The 20,008-nt window shown below is 72.7% G+C and carries 19 protein-coding genes and 2 pseudogenes; 10 read left to right on the top strand and 11 right to left on the bottom strand.

Annotated elements, in window-relative coordinates; all coding sequences use genetic code 11:
- Positions 1-31: 31 nt before the first annotated feature.
- Entirely contained in the window at positions 32-964 is a 933-nt protein-coding gene (locus tag Mam01_RS32655) for an endonuclease/exonuclease/phosphatase family protein (protein WP_204289025.1), read from the top strand.
- Here the strand turns inward: Mam01_RS32655 and Mam01_RS32650 are convergent.
- Positions 870-1,400 carry a gamma carbonic anhydrase family protein gene (locus Mam01_RS32650; RefSeq protein WP_150939864.1) on the bottom strand — a complete coding sequence of 177 codons (531 nt, stop codon included), beginning with the start codon at positions 1,398-1,400 and terminating at the stop codon, positions 870-872. The two genes, Mam01_RS32655 and Mam01_RS32650, sit on opposite strands and share 95 nt — an antisense overlap.
- 157 nt (positions 1,401-1,557) lie before the next feature.
- On the opposite strand from Mam01_RS32650, the gene Mam01_RS32645 reads away from it, so the two are divergent.
- Positions 1,558-2,652, top strand: coding sequence for a hypothetical protein (locus tag Mam01_RS32645; protein WP_204289024.1), 1,095 nt, complete (start codon positions 1,558-1,560; stop codon positions 2,650-2,652).
- 74 nt (positions 2,653-2,726) lie between these two features.
- On the opposite strand, the gene Mam01_RS32640 is transcribed toward Mam01_RS32645, so the two are convergent.
- A complete protein-coding gene (locus Mam01_RS32640; protein ID WP_150939868.1) occupies positions 2,727-2,945 on the bottom strand; it encodes a hypothetical protein in 219 nt (72 codons plus the stop codon).
- A gap of 127 nt (positions 2,946-3,072) precedes the next feature.
- Positions 3,073-3,810 carry a GntR family transcriptional regulator gene (locus Mam01_RS32635; RefSeq protein ID WP_239101796.1) on the bottom strand — a complete coding sequence of 246 codons (738 nt, stop codon included), beginning with the start codon at positions 3,808-3,810 and terminating at the stop codon, positions 3,073-3,075.
- Positions 3,811-4,088: 278 nt separating this feature from the next.
- Between Mam01_RS32635 and kynU the strand changes: the two genes are divergently transcribed.
- On the top strand, positions 4,089-5,327 hold the full coding sequence (kynU, locus tag Mam01_RS32630; RefSeq protein ID WP_204289022.1) for a kynureninase: 1,239 nt from the start codon (positions 4,089-4,091) through the stop codon (positions 5,325-5,327).
- Between the two features lie 74 nt (positions 5,328-5,401).
- Here kynU and Mam01_RS32625 read toward each other — a convergent pair whose 3' ends face one another.
- Positions 5,402-5,806, bottom strand: coding sequence for a ClpX C4-type zinc finger protein (locus Mam01_RS32625; protein ID WP_150939873.1), 405 nt, complete (start codon positions 5,804-5,806; stop codon positions 5,402-5,404).
- 76 nt (positions 5,807-5,882) lie between these two features.
- Between Mam01_RS32625 and Mam01_RS32620 the strand changes: the two genes are divergently transcribed.
- Positions 5,883-6,320 carry a TIGR03668 family PPOX class F420-dependent oxidoreductase gene (locus Mam01_RS32620; protein ID WP_204289036.1) on the top strand — a complete coding sequence of 146 codons (438 nt, stop codon included), beginning with the start codon at positions 5,883-5,885 and terminating at the stop codon, positions 6,318-6,320.
- Between the two features lie 28 nt (positions 6,321-6,348).
- Here the strand turns inward: Mam01_RS32620 and Mam01_RS32615 are convergent, their stop codons facing one another.
- Positions 6,349-7,161, bottom strand: coding sequence for an isocitrate lyase/PEP mutase family protein (locus Mam01_RS32615; protein WP_204289021.1), 813 nt, complete (start codon positions 7,159-7,161; stop codon positions 6,349-6,351).
- Positions 7,162-7,362: 201 nt separating this feature from the next.
- On the opposite strand from Mam01_RS32615, the gene Mam01_RS32610 reads away from it, so the two are divergent.
- The 4 genes from Mam01_RS32610 to Mam01_RS32595 all read left to right on the top strand — a co-directional run bounded on the left by Mam01_RS32610 (position 7,363) and on the right by Mam01_RS32595 (position 12,624).
- Positions 7,363-7,998 (top strand): mycothiol-dependent nitroreductase Rv2466c family protein, encoded by a 636-nt coding sequence (locus tag Mam01_RS32610; protein WP_204289020.1) that lies wholly within the window; start codon positions 7,363-7,365, stop codon positions 7,996-7,998.
- 205 nt (positions 7,999-8,203) lie between these two features.
- Positions 8,204-9,388 (top strand): ROK family protein, encoded by a 1,185-nt coding sequence (locus Mam01_RS32605; protein ID WP_204289019.1) that lies wholly within the window; start codon positions 8,204-8,206, stop codon positions 9,386-9,388.
- 155 nt (positions 9,389-9,543) lie between these two features.
- Positions 9,544-11,742: a discoidin domain-containing protein gene (locus tag Mam01_RS32600; protein WP_204289018.1), complete on the top strand. Its 2,199-nt coding sequence runs from the start codon at positions 9,544-9,546 to the stop codon at positions 11,740-11,742.
- Between the two features lie 105 nt (positions 11,743-11,847).
- A complete protein-coding gene (locus tag Mam01_RS32595) occupies positions 11,848-12,624 on the top strand; it encodes a phosphatase PAP2 family protein (RefSeq protein WP_204289017.1) in 777 nt (258 codons plus the stop codon).
- Here the strand turns inward: Mam01_RS32595 and Mam01_RS32590 are convergent.
- The 5 genes and pseudogenes from Mam01_RS32590 to Mam01_RS32575 form a co-directional block, all read right to left on the bottom strand.
- Positions 12,587-13,249: a response regulator transcription factor gene (locus Mam01_RS32590; protein WP_204289016.1), complete on the bottom strand. Its 663-nt coding sequence runs from the start codon at positions 13,247-13,249 to the stop codon at positions 12,587-12,589. The two genes, Mam01_RS32595 and Mam01_RS32590, sit on opposite strands and share 38 nt — an antisense overlap.
- Positions 13,250-13,320: 71 nt before the next feature.
- Positions 13,321-14,904 (bottom strand): sensor histidine kinase, encoded by a 1,584-nt coding sequence (locus Mam01_RS32585; RefSeq protein ID WP_204289015.1) that lies wholly within the window; start codon positions 14,902-14,904, stop codon positions 13,321-13,323.
- Positions 14,905-14,992: 88 nt separating this feature from the next.
- A pseudogene (locus tag Mam01_RS37800) lies at positions 14,993-16,039 on the bottom strand (tyrosine-type recombinase/integrase); the annotation flags it as partial.
- Positions 16,040-16,222: 183 nt separating this feature from the next.
- Positions 16,223-17,512, bottom strand: a pseudogene (locus tag Mam01_RS37795) (RNA polymerase sigma factor); the annotation flags it as partial.
- Between the two features lie 45 nt (positions 17,513-17,557).
- On the bottom strand, positions 17,558-17,896 hold the full coding sequence (locus tag Mam01_RS32575; protein WP_204289013.1) for a YciI family protein: 339 nt from the start codon (positions 17,894-17,896) through the stop codon (positions 17,558-17,560).
- 304 nt (positions 17,897-18,200) lie between these two features.
- Between Mam01_RS32575 and Mam01_RS32570 the strand changes: the two genes are divergently transcribed.
- Positions 18,201-18,932 (top strand): DUF998 domain-containing protein, encoded by a 732-nt coding sequence (locus tag Mam01_RS32570; RefSeq protein WP_204289012.1) that lies wholly within the window; start codon positions 18,201-18,203, stop codon positions 18,930-18,932.
- A gap of 70 nt (positions 18,933-19,002) precedes the next feature.
- On the opposite strand, the gene Mam01_RS32565 is transcribed toward Mam01_RS32570, so the two are convergent.
- The gene (locus tag Mam01_RS32565; protein ID WP_204289011.1) at positions 19,003-19,536 is read right to left on the bottom strand and encodes a helix-turn-helix domain-containing protein; all 534 of its coding nucleotides are present in this window, start codon (positions 19,534-19,536) and stop codon (positions 19,003-19,005) included.
- Positions 19,537-19,622: 86 nt separating this feature from the next.
- On the opposite strand from Mam01_RS32565, the gene Mam01_RS32560 reads away from it, so the two are divergent.
- Positions 19,623-19,979, top strand: coding sequence for a hypothetical protein (locus Mam01_RS32560; RefSeq protein ID WP_204289010.1), 357 nt, complete (start codon positions 19,623-19,625; stop codon positions 19,977-19,979).
- Positions 19,980-20,008: the final 29 nt, after the last annotated feature.

The raw sequence follows: 20,008 nt of genomic DNA, 5'->3' as shown, positions 1-20,008 counted from the left end.
TGTGGCAGGAGTGGCAATTGTCGGAGTTGTGGTGGCCGGTCTCCCGGCACCCGGCGACACCTATCGGGTGAACGTCCTCACCTACAACGTCTGCGCGGCCGGCAACCGGGCCGGCACCTGCGTCCGCGACCTCACGCCGCAGCGCCGCCGGACCTGGGCCGGCCAGGTCTCGGCGCTGATCCGTTCGAGAGACGTGGACGTCGCCTCCTTCACCGAGATGTGCTACGCCCAGGTCGGCCTCCTGCGTCGTGAGCTGCCCGGATATCACCTCGTCTGGTACGGCTACGCCAGGGGCGGCGGGCCGGGCCGCGAGGACCGGTGCAGGACGCTCTGGCGCGACCTCACGCCGCACACGGCCCCGCCCGACGGCAGGACCTTCGGCATGGCGCTGGCGCTGAGGAACGGCACACAGGGCCCGCCGCTGCGGCGGCTGCTGCGCGCCGACGCCCCGGCCGCGCCCGGCGAGACGGTCCACCCGCGCGGCCTGCTGTGCGCCAGGGGCGACGTCGGCCCACGCCGCTCGGTCTGCTGCGTGACGCACATCTCCGGCACCGAGACGCCGCGGCAGGTCACCGGGCTGGTGGAGAGGTACGCCGGCGGCGCCCCGGTGATCCTCACCGGCGACTTCAACCGCGAGCCCGGCGACGCCCAGCTCACCGGCGTGTACGGCATGGGCCTGGGCGACGGCGGCTACACCGAGGCGGACGCCCCGGGGTGCGGGTCCGTACGCCGGGGCGGCGACCCCACGACGCGTGGCGGCCGGAAGATCGACTACATCTTCGCCAGCGAGGCCGACTACCGCCCGGGCGGCGCCGAGGCCGTCAGGACCGACCCCGAGCTTTCCGACCACCTGGCGCTGGCCGGCACGCTCATCGGGACCGAACCGAGGCCGCGGCGTGACGGCGGGCCTTGGCGAGGTAGTTGTCCGGCGTCCCCGCGAAGGAGGCGCGGTCGTCGTCGGTGAGCTCGCGGACCACCCGCCCCGGCACACCCGCGACCAGCACGCCGGCCGGGATCCGCCGTCCGGGCGGCACCACGGTCCCGGCGGCGACCAGGGACCCGGCCCCGACGACCGCTCCGCCGAGCACGACCGCGCCGATGCCCACCAGCGCCCCCGCCTCCACGTGCGCGCCGTGCACCATCGCCCGGTGGCCGAGGCTCACCCTGTCGTCCAGGATCACCGGTTCGCCGGGATCGGCGTGCAGGCAGCACAGGTCCTGGACGTTGACCTCGTCGCCGACCTCGATCCGCTCGTCGTCGCCGCGCAGCACCGATCCGTACCAGACGTTCGCGCCGCGTCCGAGCCGCACCCTCCCGACGACCACCGCCCCCGGGGCCACCCACGCCTCCGGGTGGATGATCGGCGTCGCGTCGTCGTCCAGGTCCGCTACGTACGGCATCCCACGATGATCCCACGAGCCCTCCGGCGGGCGTGACGGGGCGCCCCGCGGGTTTTCCCGTCCGGCTGCCGCGTTCAGGTTGCGATGTGCGGCGGATAGCAGGAAAGTCGTGTCCTGGCGTGCGTTACCGTCGTTATCTCCGACCCCAGGGCTTCTTATGACGAACCAGACCGACAACTTCCCCGACCTGATGAGTGACGACTCGTTCGAAGTCGTGATGCGTGGATACAGCCGCAGGCAGGTCCACGACTACATGGTCCGCACCCGCAACCAGATCCGGGACCTGGAGGAACGGCTCGCTCGTACGATCGACCAGGCCGAGCAGAGCCGGCTCGAACTGGCCGAGGCGCGGCGCAAGATGACCGAGTCGCCGCAGAACCCCGACGAGCTGGGCGAGCGGCTGAGCCAGATCCTCAAGCTGGCGCAGGAGGAGGCGACGGCCAACAAGGAGGCGTCCGAGGCCGAGGCCAGAAGGCTGCGCGACGGCGCGGCGGCGGAGGCCGAGCGCCTGGTGACGTCCGCGCGTGAGCAGGCCGACGCGATCAGGTCCGCCGCCCAGGACGAGGCCGAGCGCCGGGTCGCCGACGCCACCGCGACGTCGGAGCGGCTGCTGGCGCAGGCGGGCGCGGACGCCGACGAGACGGTGGCCACGGCCCGCGCCGAGGCCGACGAGACCCTCCGCTCCGCCCGCGCCGAGTCGGAGCGCCTGCTCACGGACGCCCGGACGGAGTCGGAGCGGCTGCTCGTCGAGGCGCGCGGCCAGGCCGAGGCCATGCTGGCGGCGGCGCAGCAGCGGGTGAACGCGCTGGACGAGCACACCGGCCGCCGGGTGGCTTACCTGACCGACACCCACACGGAGGTCGTCCGCCGCCTCAACGAGATCGGCTCGGTGCTCGGCGACCTGATGCACCGCGAGTCGATGGCCGGGGTGCTGGTCGACGAGGCCACCGTGCTGCCACCCGCGCCGCAGATCCAGGCTCTCGGCGCGGGTGACTTCACGCCGCAGCCCCGGGAGATCGCCGCGCCGTCCGGTGAGGAGCCGCCCGGCGCGTCCGAGACCGGCATCCACCCGGCCGAGGGCGACGAGGAGGAGGCCGTCCTGGTCGTGGACGCCGGGCGCACCGAGCAGCAGGACCACGCCGACTCCACGGAGATCGGGCCCGACCTGGCGGCGTCGCCCGAGGACACCGACGTCGACCTCGGCCGCGTACGCCGCACCACCCCCGACGGAGAGCCGGTCGCCGGCAAGTGAGCCGCGGGAACGCGCGCTGAGTGATCTTTGGTAGCGGAAGCCCCCGCCCCCGATCGGGTCGGGGGCTTCCGCGCTCATGGATCGGCGGCGGCGTCGCACTCCTCCTGCTCGCGCAACTGCTCGCGCAGCCCGTCGGGCTCGTCGGCGTCGATGGTCATCGCGCAGCCGGCCGCCCGCTGGGCCGAGGTGAGCGGGCGGTGCCGGGTGGCCCACCACCGGCCCGCGTCACTCCGCCAGATCGTCCACTCCGGAAACTCCCGAGCGATCTCGGCAAGGCGTCGGTCAAAGGACACCCGTCCACCTTCCCTCGCCGTAGGCCCGGTGTTCTTGACGTCTCTTTCTTCACGGTGCGGGACTTCTCTAGAGAAATCAATGATCGGGATGGACAGGTCAACCTATCGGCGGACTTGTCCACTTGACCTACGCGTCGAAGTCGTACTGGAGTACATAGGACGCCGCGTCGAGCGTCATCTCGTTGACTTCCACCGCCACCCCTCCCTCCGCGAAGGCCACCCGGGTCACGGAGATCACCGGCGTGCCGGCCGGGAGGTTCAGCAGTTCGGTCTCCCCGGGCAGCGGCATCCGCGCCCGCACCTCCTCACTGAAGTGGACCGGGGCGTGGCCGAGTTCGCCCAGGCGGGCGTACACCCCTCCGGGGCCGGTGTCGGGCAGGACGACCGCCGTGCCCTCCACGAGATCGGCGGGAAAGAAGGACGCCGCGAGCTGCACCGGACGGCCGTCCACCGAGTAACGGCGGCGGCGCACCCAGACCTCCTCCGCGCCGAGCACGCGGCCGACGTGCTCGCTCGCGGTCTCGCGCAGGATCCGCACCTCGTCCACCGTGTACGAACGGCCACGCGTGTCGGAGTCCCAGATGGCCAGGCCCTGGGCCCACTGCTCGCGCGAGAGCCGGCGGGACCCGTGGCGGCGGATCGGGCGGAACAGGCGCACGTAGACGCCCGATCCTCGTTTCGGCACGGCGAGCCCTTCGTTGATCAGCACGGCGAGTGCCTGCCGCGCCGTGGCCCGTGCGATGCCGTACTCGTTCATGAGCGCGTTCTCGCCCGGTAGCCGGTCCCCGTCACCGAGCGCGCCGGACAGGATCTGATCGCGCAGCCTGTCGGCGATGCGGCGATAAATCGGGGACTCATGATGCACCGGGGACTCCGTCACGTTTGATCACCCTCTGTCACCAACGGGGGGATTGGCGTCTCCAGAGAACTTGCCCCGTCTTGTCCACGATCGCACAGAGTCTTGGGTGCGTCTTGTGCTTACTTTGGGCTGATAGTGCCGCTGTGGTGATCTCTGGGGTTTATAGCCGTCCGCATTCGGTGGAACGGTCCTCACCGGTATTGCTCTGCCGTCCACGCTGCGTCATCACATGCTCCACAAGATCGTATATTTCGGGACATAATGCGGAGAAGGAGGAGGTGCCGATGGGTGTCAGCCGTGCCGAATGTCAGGATCTCGACGCCAGGGACCCGCTGCGAGGCTTCCGGGAGGAGTTCTCGCTCCCTCCCGGGGTCGTCTACCTGCTGGGCAACTCGCTGGGTGCGCTGCCCCGGCACACGCCGGAACGGGTGGCCCGCACCGTCGAGACCGAGTGGGGCAGACACCTCGGGGCCAGCTGGAACACGGCCGGCTGGTGGGACATGCCGCAGAGCACCGGCGACCGGATCGCGCCCCTGATCGGGGCGGGCCCCGGCGAGGTGCTGGCGGGCGACTCCACCTCGGTGAACATCTTCAAGGTGGTCACGGCCGCCCTGCCGCTGCGGCCGGACCGCCGCGTGATCGTCTCCGATCTCGACAACTTCCCCACCGACCGGTACGTCGTGGAGGGCGCCGCCCAGGCGCTCGGCACGTACGAGATCCGTGACATCGGGGAGCGGGGCCCGTCGCTCGCGGACGCCCTCGACGACGGCGTGGCGCTCGTGCTGCTCTCGCAGGTCGACTACCGCACCGGCGCCGCCCGCGACATGGCGGCGGTGACGGAACAGGTCCAGGCGGCCGGCGCGCTGATGGTCTGGGACCTGTGCCACAGCGCCGGGGCGATGCCGGTGCGGGTGGGCGAGGCGGACTTCGCGGTCGGCTGCACCTACAAGTACCTCAACGGCGGGCCGGGCGCGCCCGCCTACCTCTACGTCGCGCCGCGCCACCAGGAGGCCGTCCGCAACCCGCTGTCGGGCTGGCACGGCCACGCCGCGCCGTTCGACTTCGAGCCGCACTACCGTCCAGCCCCCGGCGTGCGCAGGTTCGCCACCGGCAGCCCGCCGATCCTCTCGTACGCCGCGCTGAACGCGTCGCTCGACATCTGGGAGCGGGTGGACCTGTCGGAGGTGAGGGCCAAGAGCCTGGCCCTCACCTCGCTGTTCATCGACCTGCTCGACGACCTGGTCCCCCCGGGGCTCGGGCTCGTGCTGGCCACTCCCCGCGACCCGGAGCGGCGGGGCAGCCAGGTCAGCTACCGCCATCCCCAGGGCTACCCGGTGGTGCGCGCGCTCGCCGACCGGGGCGTGATCGGCGACTACCGCGAGCCCGACTTCGTCCGCTTCGGCTTCGCCCCGCTGTACCTGCGCCACGTGGACGTCTTCGACGCGGCGACCGCGCTGGCGGAGGTGCTCGGCGAGGAACTGTGGCGGGACGAGCGCTACGCCCGGCGGCTCACCGTCACCTGACGGAACCGCCCGGCGGCGGCCCCGCGCCCGCGCACCCGCGCCGGCTCGTCCGGCGGGGGCGCCGGGCGGCGTCGTCAGCGGCGGCGGGCCAGCCCGGCGACGATGTCGCCCGCCAGGGCCACGCACTTGTCGCAGATGCGCCCGCCCTCGCCGTGGACCATGTGGACCCGCGGCCCCGGCGGCCTCCGGCAGAAGGAGCAGGCGACCTCGCGCTTCATGCGGCGGTTGACCAGGTGCCGGTGGGCGAAGGCGGGGGTGAAGCGCCTCCGCGCGGGCCGGCGGACGTAGCCCAGCCGCTCGCCGATGGCGGTCCAGGACGCGCCGGCCTCCCGGGCCCGGCGTACGGCGAGGTCGAGCAGGGCGTCGGCCTCGCCGCCCGGTTCGCCGCACAGCGCGATCGCGGCGGACAGCACTTCCAGGGGATCTTCGGGGTCGGTAGCGCGCGAGCGGGCCCGCTCGAGTAACTCAGATGCCTCCATGGCGCACACCATAAGCCGCCTCCCACAGACGATCAACCGCGTCGACGCGGCGACGCCGTAGCCTGGACGGGTGAGGATGCCCGAGGGCCGGGCCCGCGAGTTGTTCGCGGCGGCCAGGGTGGCCCGCCTCGCGACCGCCGGGGCCGAGGGGGCGCCGCGCCTCGTCCCGGTGACGTTCGCCACGGCGTACGCCTCCGAGGCGCCCGAGCCCCTGGACGTGGTGGTGACCGCTGTGGACCACAAGCCGAAGAGCACCGCGGACCTGCGGCGCCTGCGCGACATCCGCGAGAACCCCCGTGTCTGCCTGCTCGCCGACCACTACGAGGAGGACTGGGAGCGGCTGTGGTGGGTGCGGGCCGACGGGCGGGCACGCGTCGCCGAGAGCGGACCCGCCCGCGACCGGGCCGTGGCGTGGCTCGCCGCGAAGTACGCCCAGTATCGCGACCGCCCTCCGGCCGGGCCCGCGATCCTCGTCGAGATCGACCGCTGGTCGGGCTGGTCGTACGCCGGGTGACCGAAACCGCCGGGTGAGATGGGCCGGATCAGCCGGACGGGAACGGGTCGTCGCCCCGCGCGATCGCGCCGAGCATCCGGGCCGTGAACTCCTGGGCCGCTCTGTGGAGGCCCGGCCCGAAGCTGATCCGGGCGACACCGAGGGCCGCGAGGTCGCGGACGGCGGGCATGCCCGGCTGGAAGTACACGTTGACGGGCCCCCCGATCTCCGGCACCAGCACGCGGATCACCTCGGGATCGCTCGCGAGGATCGGGTAGACGCAGTCGGCGCCGGCCTCGAGGTAACGGCGGCCGCGGTCGACCGCCTCGGCCAGCCTCTCCTCCGGCGACCCGGAACCGTGGATGAAGGTGTCGACCCTGGCGTTGATCACGAGATCGACGCCGGCCTCGGCCGCCGCCGCGCGTACGGCGGCCAGGAACCCGGCCTGCTCGGCCGCGCCGAGCAGGGAACCGGTCGCGGGGTCGGAGTCCTCCAGGTTGCAGCCCACGGCGCCCGCCTCGGCCAGCCGCCGGACCAGCAGGGCCGGGTCGAGGCCGTAGCCGCGCTCGACGTCGGCGGTGACGGGGACGGACACGACCCGGCTGATGCGGGCCACGGCGGCGAGCATCTCGTCGACCGGGGTGTCCTGGCCGTCCGCGTAGCCCAGGGCGGCGGCGACCGCCGCGCTGCCGGTGGCGACGGCGGGGAACCCGGCCGCCGCGACGGCCCGCGCCGAGGCGGCGTCCCAGGCGTTGGGCAGGACGACGGGGTCGCCGGGCACGTGGAGCGCCCGCAGGGCCGCCGCCTTCTCGTTGGTCGCCGCTTTCTCGTGGGTCCCCGGCTTCTCGTGGATCTCAGCCATGGGGACACCTTAGAGACCCCGGCCGACGCTTCCGGGCGGCCACCGGGCGCGTGCCCGCCGGATCTCCGCAATGTCTGCCGGGAATGAGGGCGGACGCCCGGAGGTTTCAGGGGTCGGGGCGCGTGTCCGTGTCCGTCCCACCTGTGGATACGCTCGCGGAGCCCCCCGATCCTCCGTCAACCTCTTCAGGGGAGTCCGTCCATGAGCGCAACCGGCCAGGCAGGCACCGACAGCCGTCCCAAGGTGGATTTCTACTTCGACCCCATCTGCCCGTTCGCGTGGATCACGTCGCGGTGGATCCTGGAGGTCGAGCAGCACCGGGACATCGACCTGCGGTTCCGGGTGATGAGCCTCTCGGTGCTGAACGAGGGCAGGGACGAACTGCCCGAGAGCTACCGCGAGCTGCTCGGCCGCGGGTGGGGCCCGGTGCGGGTGTGCATCGCCGCCGCCGAGCGGCACGGCGAGGGCGTGCTGCGCGACCTCTACACCGCGATGGGCACCCGCATCCACAACCAGGGCAACAAGGACTACGAGCTGGTCGCCAAGGAGGCGCTCGCCGAAGTCGGGCTGCCCGCCGAGCTGGCCGAGGCCGCCGCGACCGACGAGTACGACGAGGCCCTGCGGCGCAGCCATCACGAGGGCATGGACCCGGTCGGCGACGAGGTGGGCACCCCCACGATCCACATCGACGGCGTGGCGTTCTTCGGCCCGGTGATGACCCGCATCCCGCGTGGCGAGGAGGCTCTGCGCGTCTTCGACGGCGCCCACGACATGGCGCGGTTCCCGTACTTCTACGAGCTGAAGCGCAGCCGTAACACCGAGCTGCAGTTCGACTGACCCGGGACGGTGCCCCCGGCGGCCCGTGCCAGGCCGCCGGGGCCGTTCCGATCTTCTTTGTTCAGGGCGCGAACAAACGTGGTGGCGACACGCCTTCGTAACGGCCGGGTAACCGGCGGCTGCCACGGTGATGAGGCGTGACAGGACGAAGCCGCTTGTTTTCGCTCCTGAACTAAGATGACCCGTGACGACGGGGAGGTCGGTCATGGCGAGGCCCGAGCGCAGGACGGTGCGGGACATCCGCAGGGGCAACCGGGCCGTGCTGCTGCACACGCTCTACTTCTCCGGGCCCACCAGCCGCAACGACCTCACGGCGCGCACGGGTCTGAGCGCCGCGACGGTCAGCACGATGACCGCCGGTCTGCTGGGCGAGAACATCGTGGTCGAGGCGGGCCAGGTGGAGTCGGACGGCGGCCGCCCCCGCGTCCTGCTGCGGGTCAACCCGGAGTACGGCTTCGCCGTGGGCGTCGACATGGCCGAGAACCACGTCCGGGTGGGGTTGTTCGACCTGGAGATGACCGAGCGGGCCAAGGTCGACTACGTGCTGCGGCCCGCCAGGCACGACCCCGAACTGGTCGCCCGGCACATCCTGGCGGGCGTCGAGGTCGTGCTCTCCGACGCGGGCGTCCCCACCGAGCAGGTGCTCGGGATCGGCGTGGGCGTCCCCGGCATCGTCGAGCCCGGCCCCGACGGGGTCATCCACGCCAAGCCCTTCGGCTGGGACGGTGTTCCGCTCGGCGCGCTCCTGCGCCGCGGCACCTCGCTCCCGCTGTACGTGGACAACGGCGCCAAGACGCTGGGCCAGGCCGAGTTGTGGTTCGGCTCCGGCCGGGGGTCCTCGGAGGCGGTGATCGTGCTGCTCGGGGTGGGCGTGGGCGCGACGATCGTGGCCGACGGCACCACCTTCAGAGGGGTCAGCAACAGCGCGGGGGAGTGGGGACACACCAAGATCGTGGCCGGTGGCCGGCCCTGCCGCTGCGGCGGGCGGGGATGCCTTGAGGCGTACGTCGGGATCGAGGCGATCCTCGACCGGGCCGGCGTCGGCTCCCAGGGCGACTGGGAGGAGGACCTCGACCGTCTGCTCGCCTCGGAGTCCCCGGTGATCCAGGAGACGGTCACCTACCTCGGTGTGGGCCTGGCCAACCTGGTCAACCTGGTCAACCCCGAGAAGATCGTGATCGGCGGCTGGGTCGGCGCCCGGCTCGGCGAGCGCCTGCTGCCCGAGATCCGCCGCGCCACGGCCGCGAACTCCCTGGCCGAGCCGTACGCCGCGACGTCGATCGTCCTCGGCCGTCTCGGCCCCGACGCCGTCGCGCTCGGCGCCGCCACGCTCGTGCTGGAGGAGTTCCTCAACACGCCCCAGGTCGCCAGGATCACCGCCGCGGGCTGACATGCCGTGGAGTGCCCCCGTCGCATGACGGTCGTGGCACATATTTCTAATTGTGAAATAAGCCTTGACATAAGCAGCGCGCGGACGGACGCTCATGCCGCCGATCTCTCCACCCCCCAGGTCCCCCGCCGAGGGGCACCGCCCAAGGAGACCGCATGCCTCCCTCCTCCCGTCTTCGGCCGCGCACCCGGCGCCGGCGTGCCGGACTCGTCACCGCCGGTCTCGCCGCGCTGTCCACGTTCGCGGCGGTGACCGGCGTCCTCCCTGCCTCCTACAGCGCCGCGGCGGCCGTGTGCGGCACGGCGAACGCCGCACAGGGCCGGCCGTCGTCGGCCTCCTCGACGGAGAACGCGGGGACACCCGCCTCGGCCGCCTTCGACGGCAACACCGGCACCCGCTGGTCGAGCGCGTTCAGCGACCCCCAGTGGGTCCAGGTCGACCTCGGCAGCTCCCAGCAGATCTGCCGGGTGGCCCTGAACTGGGAGACCGCCCGCGCCCAGACCTTCAAGATCCAGGTCTCGGCCAACGGCTCGTCGTGGACGGACGCCACCTCGACCGTCGCCGGCGTGTCCGGCACGCAGACGCTCGACCTCGCGGCGACGGGCCGCTACGTCCGCATGTACGGCCTCACCCGCGCCACCCAGTACGGATACTCGCTCTGGGAGTTCGGGGTGAACGTCGTCACCGACGGCGGCACCCTCCCCGGGGGCGGCGACCTCGGGCCGAACGTGCGGATCTTCGACCCGTCGATGTCCGGTGCGAGCATCCAGAGCACGCTCGACACGATCTTCAAGCAGCAGGAGTCGAACCAGTTCGGCAGCCAGCGGTACGCCTTACTGTTCAAGCCCGGCACCTACAGCGGCCTCAACGCCCAGATCGGCTTCTACACCTCCATCGCCGGTCTCGGCCAGTCGCCCGACAACGTCACGATCAACGGGGACATCACCGTCGACGCGGGCTGGTTCAACGGCAACGCCACCCAGAACTTCTGGCGCTCGGCCGAGAACCTCGCCGTCGTCCCGGTGAACGGCACCGACCGCTGGGCCGTCGCGCAGGCCGCGCCGTTCCGGCGGATCCACGTCCGCGGCGGGCTGAACCTCGCGCCCAACGGGTACGGCTGGGCCAGCGGCGGCTACATCGCCGACAGCAAGATCGACGGAACGGTCGGGCCGTACTCCCAGCAGCAGTGGTTCACCCGTGACAGCAGCGTCGGCGGCTGGACCAACGGCGTCTGGAACATGGTCTTCTCCGGCGTCGTCGGCGCTCCCGCCCAGAGTTTCCCGAACCCGCCGTACACCACGCTGGCGCAGAGCCCGGTGACGCGTGAGAAGCCGTACCTGTACGTCGACTCGGGCGGCGCCTACCGGGTGTTCGTCCCGTCTCTGCGCACCAACTCCAGCGGCGCGAGCTGGGCGAACGGCGCGACTCCCGGCACGTCGATCCCGCTCACGCAGTTCTACGTCGCCAAGCCGTCCGACGGCGCGGCCACGCTCAACCAGGCGCTGGCCCAGGGCCTCAACCTGCTGTTCACGCCGGGCGTCTACCACCTGAACCAGACGATCAACGTGACCCGGCCGGACACAGTGGTGCTCGGGCTCGGCTACGCGACCCTGATCCCGGACGGCGGCGTCGTCGCGATGAACGTCGCGGACGTCGACGGCGTGAAGCTCGCCGGGCTGCTGTTCGACGCCGGAACGGTCAACTCGCCGGTGCTGCTGCGGGTCGGCCCCGACGGCGCCTCGGCGGGTCACGCGGCCAACCCCACCTCGATCCAGGACGTGTTCTTCCGCATCGGCGGCGCGGGCCCCGGATCGGCCACGACCAGCCTCGTCGTGAACAACCACAACACGATCATCGATCACATCTGGGCGTGGCGGGCCGACCACGGCGCGGGCGTCGGCTGGAACAGCAACCCGGCCGACACCGGGCTGATCGTCAACGGCGACAACGTCACGGCGTACGGCCTGTTCGTCGAGCACTACAAGAAGTACGAGGTGATCTGGAACGGCCAGGGCGGCCGGACCATCTTCTTCCAGAACGAACTGCCGTACGACCCGCCGAACCAGGCGTCCTGGATGAACGGCTCGACCCGCGGCTACGCCGCCTACAAGGTGGCCGACTCGGTGACCACCCACGAGGCCTGGGGTCTGGGCAGCTACTGCAACTTCAGCACCGATCCCTCGGTCGTGGCCGAGCGCGGCTTCGAGGCGCCGACGAGGTCGACCGTGAAGTTCCACGACCTGCTCACGGTGTCGCTGGGCGGTGTGGGGACGATCGCCCACGTGATCAACAACACGGGCGGCGCGGCCCAGGGCACGGCCACCGTGCCGGTCAACGTGGTCAGTTACCCCTGATCGTCCGCACCCGAGTCAGACGCGGCGGGAGGCTCACGGCCTCCCGCCGTCCGCTGGCTGCCCGGACATTGACGAAAGTGGAGGGTGACCGGCGACTTTCCGCCAGTGCCCGCCGTCACGGCCGTCCCTAGCGTCGAAGGGCCGGACGGACCGGCGTACGGGCACGACGGAGGGAAGACGGTGGGCGTCGAGGTCGAGGACGTGCCGGACATCAGCGCCGAGTGGTACCGGGAGGTCGTCGCGTTCGCCGCGGACACTCCCGCCTGGGTGCGGCATGCGATGGAGATCGCGACGGACGTGGTTCCCGCGCTCGTCGTCGTGTTCCTCGCGGTGGGCTGGTGGCGGGCCCGGCGGGAGGACGACCGGCGGATGGCGCTGGCGCTGCTCGCCCCGGTCGCCGTCCTGGTGCCGTATCTCGCCAGCGAGGGGATCAAGAGCCTGCTGCGGCTGCGCCGCCCCTGCTGGGACCTGGCCGGGGCCGTCACGGTGGCGCCCTGCCCTCCGTACGGCGACTGGTCGCTGCCGAGCAACCACGCGACCTTCGCCGCCGCCGGGGCCGTCGCGCTGGCCGTCCTGTGGCGCAGGACAGCGCCGGCGGCCGGGCTGCTCGCGGTCGCCGAGGCCTTCTCCAGGGTCTTCGTGGGGGTCCACTACCCCCACGACGTGATGGCGGGGTCGCTGCTCGGCGCGGTGACCGCTCCGCTGGTCCTGCTGGTCCTGCGGGGCCCGGCGGTCGCGCTGGTGGTCACCTTGCGGCGGCGGCCGGTTCTCGCGCCGGTGCTGACCACCCGCGCCGGCCGGCTCCGCGTCACCCGCGCTGAGCGCGGCTTGGGAGCCGGGCCCGCTATCCCGCGCCGGAAAGCCCCGCCTCATGCGCGATGACCGCCGCCCGCACCCGGTTGGGCACGCCCAGCTTGGCCATGATCGTGCTCATGTAGGTCTTCACGCTGCCCTCGGCGAGGTGCAGTCTCGCGGCGATGCCCGCGTTGGACATGCCCTCGCCCACCAGGGCGAGCATCTCCCGCTCCCGGTTCGTCAGCACGGCGATCCGTTCGCGGGCCGCGGCCGAGCGCGACAGCCGATCGCCCGCGAACTCCCGGATGACACGCGCGGCCACGGGCGGCGACAGGTACGCCCCGCCCTCCGCCACCGCGCGCACCCCCAGGGAGAACTCCCGGGGATCACCTGTCTTGAGCAGGAACCCCGCCACGCCGTCGCCGAGCGCCCGGGCCACGTATTCGTCCGCACCGAAGGACGTCATGATCAGTACGGCGGTGCGGGGGGCGATCCGGCGCACCTCCGATGCGGCGGCGAGCCCGTCCAGCCCCGGCATACGGATGTCGACGAGGGCGACCTCGGGCCGGTGCGCCCGTACGGCCTCCACCAGAGCGCGACCGTCGGCGGCCTCGGCGACCACGTCGATCCCGGGGTCCGACGCGAGGATCGTCCGGACCCCCGCGCGGATCAACGGCTCGTCGTCGGCCAGAACCACCCGGATCGTGCGCATCAGTCGATGGTATGGAACCGCCGCGGGTTCCGGGCACGGCCGGTTCCGGGCACGGTCGTTTCCGGGCACGGTCACCGCGGCAGGAAGTCCTTGCCGACCAGGCGGCCCTCCGCGAAGCACAGCCGGTGGAGCCGCGGTTCGCCGAACGGGTCGGGGTCAACGCCGTAGTAACGGCACCGGGAACCCGGAGGGATCGGCGGCTCGGGCCACGACGGATCGTCGATCCTGGTCCGGGGCGGCAGCACCGCCGCGACCTCCGACTCGGCCAGCCCGACCCGCAGCCCGGCGAACTCGGCCGGCGGCAGCACCGAGGTCGTCGCGTCGTAGACCATGAACCCCAGCAGGAACGCGGACGCTCCGGTGAACGCCGCGGCGGACACCAGCAGCGCGGCCAGGCGCGTACGGCGTGCCCGCCGCCGGGCCAGTGCCAGATCGAGCGCGACCGGACGAGGGCCGGGAACGTCCGTCGCCGGCGGTGTGACGTGCGGCAGCCGGACGGCCAGCGTGAAGCCCTCGTCCGAGGGCCCGGCGTGCAGGATGCCGCCGTGAAGCCGCACCCGCCCGGCCAGTTCCCGCAGCCCGTATCCGCCTGCCACACCTCGGCCCGGGCGGTCCGGTGCCGAAGCGGTGACGGTCACCTCGGTCTCGTCCGGCCCGGCCGCGAGCCGCACTCGCACCTCCGAGCCGGGGGCGTGCTTCGCGGCGTTGGTCAGCCCCTCCCGCACCACCCGTCGTACGAGGGCGCGCGCGGGCCCGGGAGTCCGCTCCTCCTCCTGCGCGCCGTGCACCACGACGGACATTCCGGCGGCCGCGGCCCGCCGGACCAGTTCGCCGACGCTTTCGCCGGTCGGGTCGTCGTCCACGTGACCCGCGTCGCCGTCGCCGAGCACGGCGACGATGTCGCGTAGGCGCTCGGCGGCGCCGGTGACCGCCCTGCGCGCCTCTCCGGCAGCCTCACGGTGGTCTCCGGACAGACCGGGGGCGACCTCGAGGGCGCCGATTCGTAGCGCCACCAGGCTCAGATCATGGCCGAGCAGGTCGTGCATCTCTCGTGCGATGGCGGTTCGCTCCCGCATCCTGGCCTGCTCGTCGAGCATCCGGCGTTCCCGTTCCAACCGCTCCGCGCGTTCCCAGCCCGCGTGGGTCAGGGCCAGGCTCTGGTGCCGCGCGTGGCCCGCCAGCCACGGCACGAGGCCGAACAACCCGATCCCGGTGACGGCGAAGAACCACGCGCCGAGGTCCCAGGGGACAAAGCCCCCTGAAGTGGGGTCCCAGCGGACCAGCGGAACTACGGCGGCGGCCGCCACAGCCACTGCCGACAGCCCGATCAGGGCCGGTCGGGCCCGGGGCATCCGCGTCCCCGCGAGACAGCTCATCACCGTCAGGGCCAGGAAGAAGACGGTGGGGTCCCCCCGGACGGCGACCGAGAGCGCCCACAGCGCGGCGGTGACGAGCATGGCCGCCAGCGGCCTGGACCGGGCGAGCGCGACGGCCACGCCGATCGCCGCGAGTCCGGCGGTCACCTCGGGCCAGGTGTAGGAGTCGGCCAGCATTCGCGTCAGGCCTGCCCAGACCGCCGGAAGTCCGAGAACCGCCCAGAGCAGGACGTCCTTCAGGCATGCCTGGTATGACTGGTTTGCCGCTTTCCTCGACACTCGGGCAACGGTATCCGCCGATCGCACGGCCACGGCGACTCCCCACGGAGGTCGGAGCGCGGGGACACCGGGGCGAGAAGGCGCGAGGTCACGCGGAGGGCCGGGCGGGCATGCGTGGACGCTCCGGCGGCGGGCAGGGCGGGTCGGCGGTCACCTCCGCCGGCTGTCCGGCCCGGACCAACTCGCGCAGGGTGCGCGCGCTGGTGTGGCCGGACAGGGACATCAGCATCGGCGCCGTCCAGCCGTCCTCGGCGAGGTGGGCCAGGCGCGAGTGACGCAGGCGGTGCAGCGTGTACCCCTCGCCCCCGGGGTCGAGGTCCCGGGTGGCGCGCTTGAACAGGTGCTCGGCCCGCTCGTACGACAGGCGGCTCCGGCCGGTGTGCGGGCACAGGTCGGCCGCCGCAGGTGCGCGGCCGGGGCCCGGCCGTCGGTCGGTGAGGAAGAGCGGGCCGCGACGCCGGTCGCCGACGAGCGGGGGCAGCAGCGCGGCCGTTCCCGCCTCCCAGCGGATCCGGCGCCGCCTGCCGCGCACCACGGCGCTCATGCCGGGCAGGTCGAGGTCCTGCACGTCGAGCGAGAGCGCCCATTCCGCCGGGGCCGCGCTCTCGTAGAGCAGCAGCCACAGGGCGCGCTCGCGCGGGGCGACGTCCGGCCGCGCCCACAGGTCCTCCAGGTGCGGCCGGGCGATGGGACGGACCCGCCCGCGAGGCTCGGGCCGCCGGTCGAGCGCGGCGGCCAGTTCAGTGCCCCAATCGGCGCCCAGGCCGGCGACACGAGCGCCCGTAACAGCGGCCCGGTCCACGTCTGGAACAGCCGCCCGATCAGCGCCCAGGCCGGCGACACGGGCGTCAGGAACAGCGGCCCGATCGACGGCCTTACCAGCGGCCGGGTCGGCGGTCTGACCAGTGGTCGGCCCATCGGCCGGGTCGGCGGAAATCAGTCCGTGCCCGGCCGCCCAGGCGGCGAACGACCGTAGCGCGGCGCGGTGCCGGTTCCAGGTCGCGCCCGCCGCCGTGCCCCACTCGGCCGCGAAGACTTCGGCCACCCGCTGGGGGGTCGCCTCCTGCAGCGGAAGGTCCGCGCCGAGGCGCAGGCACAGCCGCGAGAGGGTCTGGCCGTACGACCGCAGGGTGCCGGCCGTCAGGCCGGGACGGGCGAGGAAGACCCGAACGGCCTCGCCGAGCACGACGCCCCCCACACCGACACCCCCAATGCCGCCCTCGACACCGCCGACGCCTCCGATGCCCGCGATGCGTCCGACGCCCTCGACGCTTCCGATGCCTCCGATATCCGCAATGCCTTCGGCAGCGTTGGCGGCGCAGGTCGCGGCGCGCCGCAGCAGGACGTCGCGTTCCGGGGCGTTGCGGGTGAGGGACGCCGCGCGCTCGAACTCCGCGCGGGCCTCTTCGCGCCGGCCGAGCCGGGCCAGCAGGTCGCCGCGTACGGCGGGCAGCAGGTGATAGCCCGCCAAGGCCGGTTCGCCGGTCAGCGTGTCGGCCAGCGCGAGGCCGGCGTCCGGCCCGTACGCCATGGCGAGCGCGACCGCGCGGTTGAGCTGGACGACCGGTGTGGGCAGCACCCGGACCAGCGCGTCGTAGAGGGACGCGATCCGCGGCCAGTCCGTCTCCTCCGCCGTGGCCGCTCCCGCGTGGCAGGCCGCGACGGCCGCCTGCAGCACGTACGGCCCGAGCGGCCCACCGGCCTGCCGCGCCCGCAGCAACGCGGCGAAGCCGCGCCGGATGAGCAGCCGGTCCCAGCGTCCCCGGTTCTGCTCGTGCAGCACGACCGGCTCCCCGGACGGCCCGGTACGGGCGGCCGAGCGCGACTGCTGGAGCTCCATCAACGCGACCAGGCCGTGCGCCTCGGCCTCGCCGGGCACGAGCCCGGCCAGCAGGCGGCCGAGACGCAGGGCCTCCAGGCAGAGGGACGGCCGCATCAGGTCGTCGCCGGCCGTGGCCGAATAGCCCTCGTTGAACACGAGGTAGACGACCTCCAGCACCGACGCCAGCCGGGCCGTCCGGTCCGGCCCCGACGGCACCTCGAACGGCACCCCCGCGTCGGCGAGCGCGCGCTTGGCCCGAACGATCCGCTGGGCCACGGCGGTCTCGGTGACGAGGAAGGCACGCGCGATCTCGTCGGTGCGCAGGCCGCCGACGAGCCGCAGCGTGAGCGCCACCCGGGACTCGGCCGGCAGCACCGGATGGCACGAGACGAACATCAGCCGCAGGACGTCGTCGCCCACCTCTCCGTCGACCGCGCCCAGAATGTCGTCCATCTCACGGGCGTCGTCGCCGGGACGCGTGGAGAGGTCGTGGGCGAGCCGCTCCTGCCCGCGGCCGTGCCGGTCCTCCCTGCGCAGGTGGTCGACCGCACGTCGCTTGGCGACGGCCATGAGCCAGGCGCCGGGGTTGTCCGGGATACCCGACGCGGGCCACTGCTCCAGCGCGGCGAGGACCGCCTCCTGCGCGAGTTCCTCCGCGAGGCCGACGTCGCCGACCAACCGCAGCAGGCCGGCGACGATCCTCGCGGACTCCAGCTTCCAGACCGCGTCGATCACACCGCGTTCGTCGCGGGGAGGGTCGGCGCGGGACGTCACCCGGCCGATCAGAGCATCCGTGCCGCTCACCGCGCAACCCGAGCCCGGCGGCCGGCTTCAGCGGGGCGCGTCCTCCGGGCCGAAGACCTGCTGAACGGCACCCTGGCCGTCACCGACGATCTTCCAGAAACGACGGGCCAGTTCGATCGCCTCCTCACGGGAACGGGCCTCCACCAGCGCGAAGCTGACGATGGCCTCCTTCGACTCGGCGAACGGTCCGTCGGTCACGGTGACCTCGCCCCCTCGGCTGGTCATCCGCACGCCGCCCGGCTCGAGCCCGCCCGTGGCCAGCAGCACGCCGGACCTCGTCATCTCCTCGATGAAGGCGCCCATCTCGGCCATCATCGCCTCGTCGGGGGCGGAGGAATCGCCGGTGGTGGTCAACAGGAACCGCATCGTGGTGTCTCCTTGTGTTCACTGTGCGGGCCGATCGCCGGTCCGCCCTGTCTCACCTACACGTCGTACGGACGCGGGCGAAACAGACACCACCATCTTCGCCCCTCTGACCAGGGCCTCTCTCCTCAATGCGACAGGGAATGCGCATGTGACAGGGAATGCGTTCACGTGGCGTGATCGCAGGTGAGCAGGGATCGGCCTGCCGGCACCACGGCGGTGTCGATCCGGCCCGTAGCCGTTCGACGCGTGAGCGAGGCCGGCGGGACGGACCGGCCGCGGAGCACCCGACGAAGGGAACACCCCGATGACCTCCACGCGCGTCACCACTCCCGACTCCGGTTCGCGTAGCGCCGGAACCATCCCGGCGTCAGCCTCCTCCGGCCGCGCCACGCGGACCGGTGCGGCCGCGCCGGCATCGACGAGGACGCTGCTGGCCTGTGGTGTGGCCGCGGCCCCGGTGTTCGGGATCGTGTCCCTCGCCCAGGCCTTCACCCGTGCCGGCTTCGATCTGCTGCGCCATCCGTTGAGCATGCTGAGCACCGGGGACCTCGGCTGGCTGCAGATCTCCAACTTCCTGGTCACGGCCGCACTGACGGTCGCCGGCGCCGTCGGGCTGCGGCGTGTCATGCGCGGCGCGCAGGGAGGGACCTGGGCGCCGCGGCTGGTCCTGGTGCAGGGCCTCATGATGGCCGCGTCCGGGGTCTTCGTCCTGGACCCGGGAGACGGCTTCCCGGCCGGGACCCCCGCCGGTCCCGGCACCATGAGCTGGCACGGCCTGCTGCACCTGGCAAGTGGCTCTGTGGCCTTCGCCGCGCTGGCCGCGGCCTGCTTCGTCCTGGGCCGCCACTACTCCCGCGCCGGCCGGTCCGGCCACGCGTTCGCCTCACGGCTCGGCGGTCTGGCAGTGGTGCTGGGCAACGGCTGGGCCATGTCCGGCGGATGGGCCGGTTCCCTCACCCTCTGCGTCGGCGTACTCACCGCGATGGCCTGGCTCTCGGTGGTCGCCGCGACCAAGCGTGCCGCCCTCGCCGGGTGACGGGACACGCGACCGGGCGTGATTTGTCCAGTTGCTCTTATGTAGACGTCGGGATGGGAAAAGCGTGAGGTCACGCGGGCGGCTGGGCGGGCATGACGACGGTGGAGTGGATCCTGCGGACGCGACCGGGAGCGGGCTGGTTGGCGAGGCGGGGGCGCAGGACCGCGGCCAGATCCCGGAGGAACTCCCGGAACTCCTCGTCGCTCAGATACATCGCCACCTGCCGGTAGCCCACTCCGTCCCGGCCGAGGTCGAAGTCGTCGCGGTCGAGATATCGGTCGAAGTCCGCGAGCAGCGACGCGACGAACGTCATGAACGCCTGCCGGTGGTCGTCCGCGCCGAGCCCGGCCGCGTCCTCCGCGGTCACGGTCGCGTTCGCCGTACGCAGCCGGTAGGACCGCTCGAACGTTCCCCTGACCTTGCGTTCCGCCACGATCTCGATGATCTCGCCCTCCACGAGCGCCGCGACCTGGCGGTACAACGTGGCCGTCGGCACGTCGGGCAGTTCCGATCGCAGCTCTCCCGTCGTCAGCGTCCGGTCGCCGAGAAGTGCCTGGACGATGCGCAGCCGGACGGGATGGAGGAGTAGTTCCGCTGTGGCCATGACCCTATGTTCTCACAATTGACATCATTCTCATAGTCGATAACAATGGGCTCGTACCCGACAGAAGCGACAAAGGAGCCGCCACGATGAGCACCGTGACCATCACCGCCGACGCCGTAACCGTCCGCCTGACCACCGCGGAGAAGGTCGGCGCGCTGCGCGGGGACCTCCGCGTGCCGCGCTCGGCGGTCCGGTCCGTCGAGGTGGTCGAGGGCGCGCCGCTGCGGGCCCCCCGCGGGCTGCGCACCGGTCTCGCCATCCCGGGCGCGCGTAAGCTCGGCACCTGGCACCGGCCCGGGAGCAGGGAGTTCGTGGACGTGCGCGGCGGCCGGGCGGCGGTGCGCATCCACCTGGAGGGGCACAGGTATGACTCGCTGCTGCTCGGCGTGGACGACCCCCGGGCCGTGGTCGCCGCACTGGCCCCCACGCCGTCCGAGGCGTGAGGACCTCCGAGAGCCGCACCGGCACCACC

The sequence above is a fragment of the Microbispora amethystogenes genome (assembly GCF_016863015.1).
In the GTDB taxonomy this organism is placed as follows: Bacteria; Actinomycetota; Actinomycetes; order Streptosporangiales; family Streptosporangiaceae; genus Microbispora; species Microbispora amethystogenes.
This window is presented reverse-complemented; position numbering and strand designations above follow the sequence as displayed.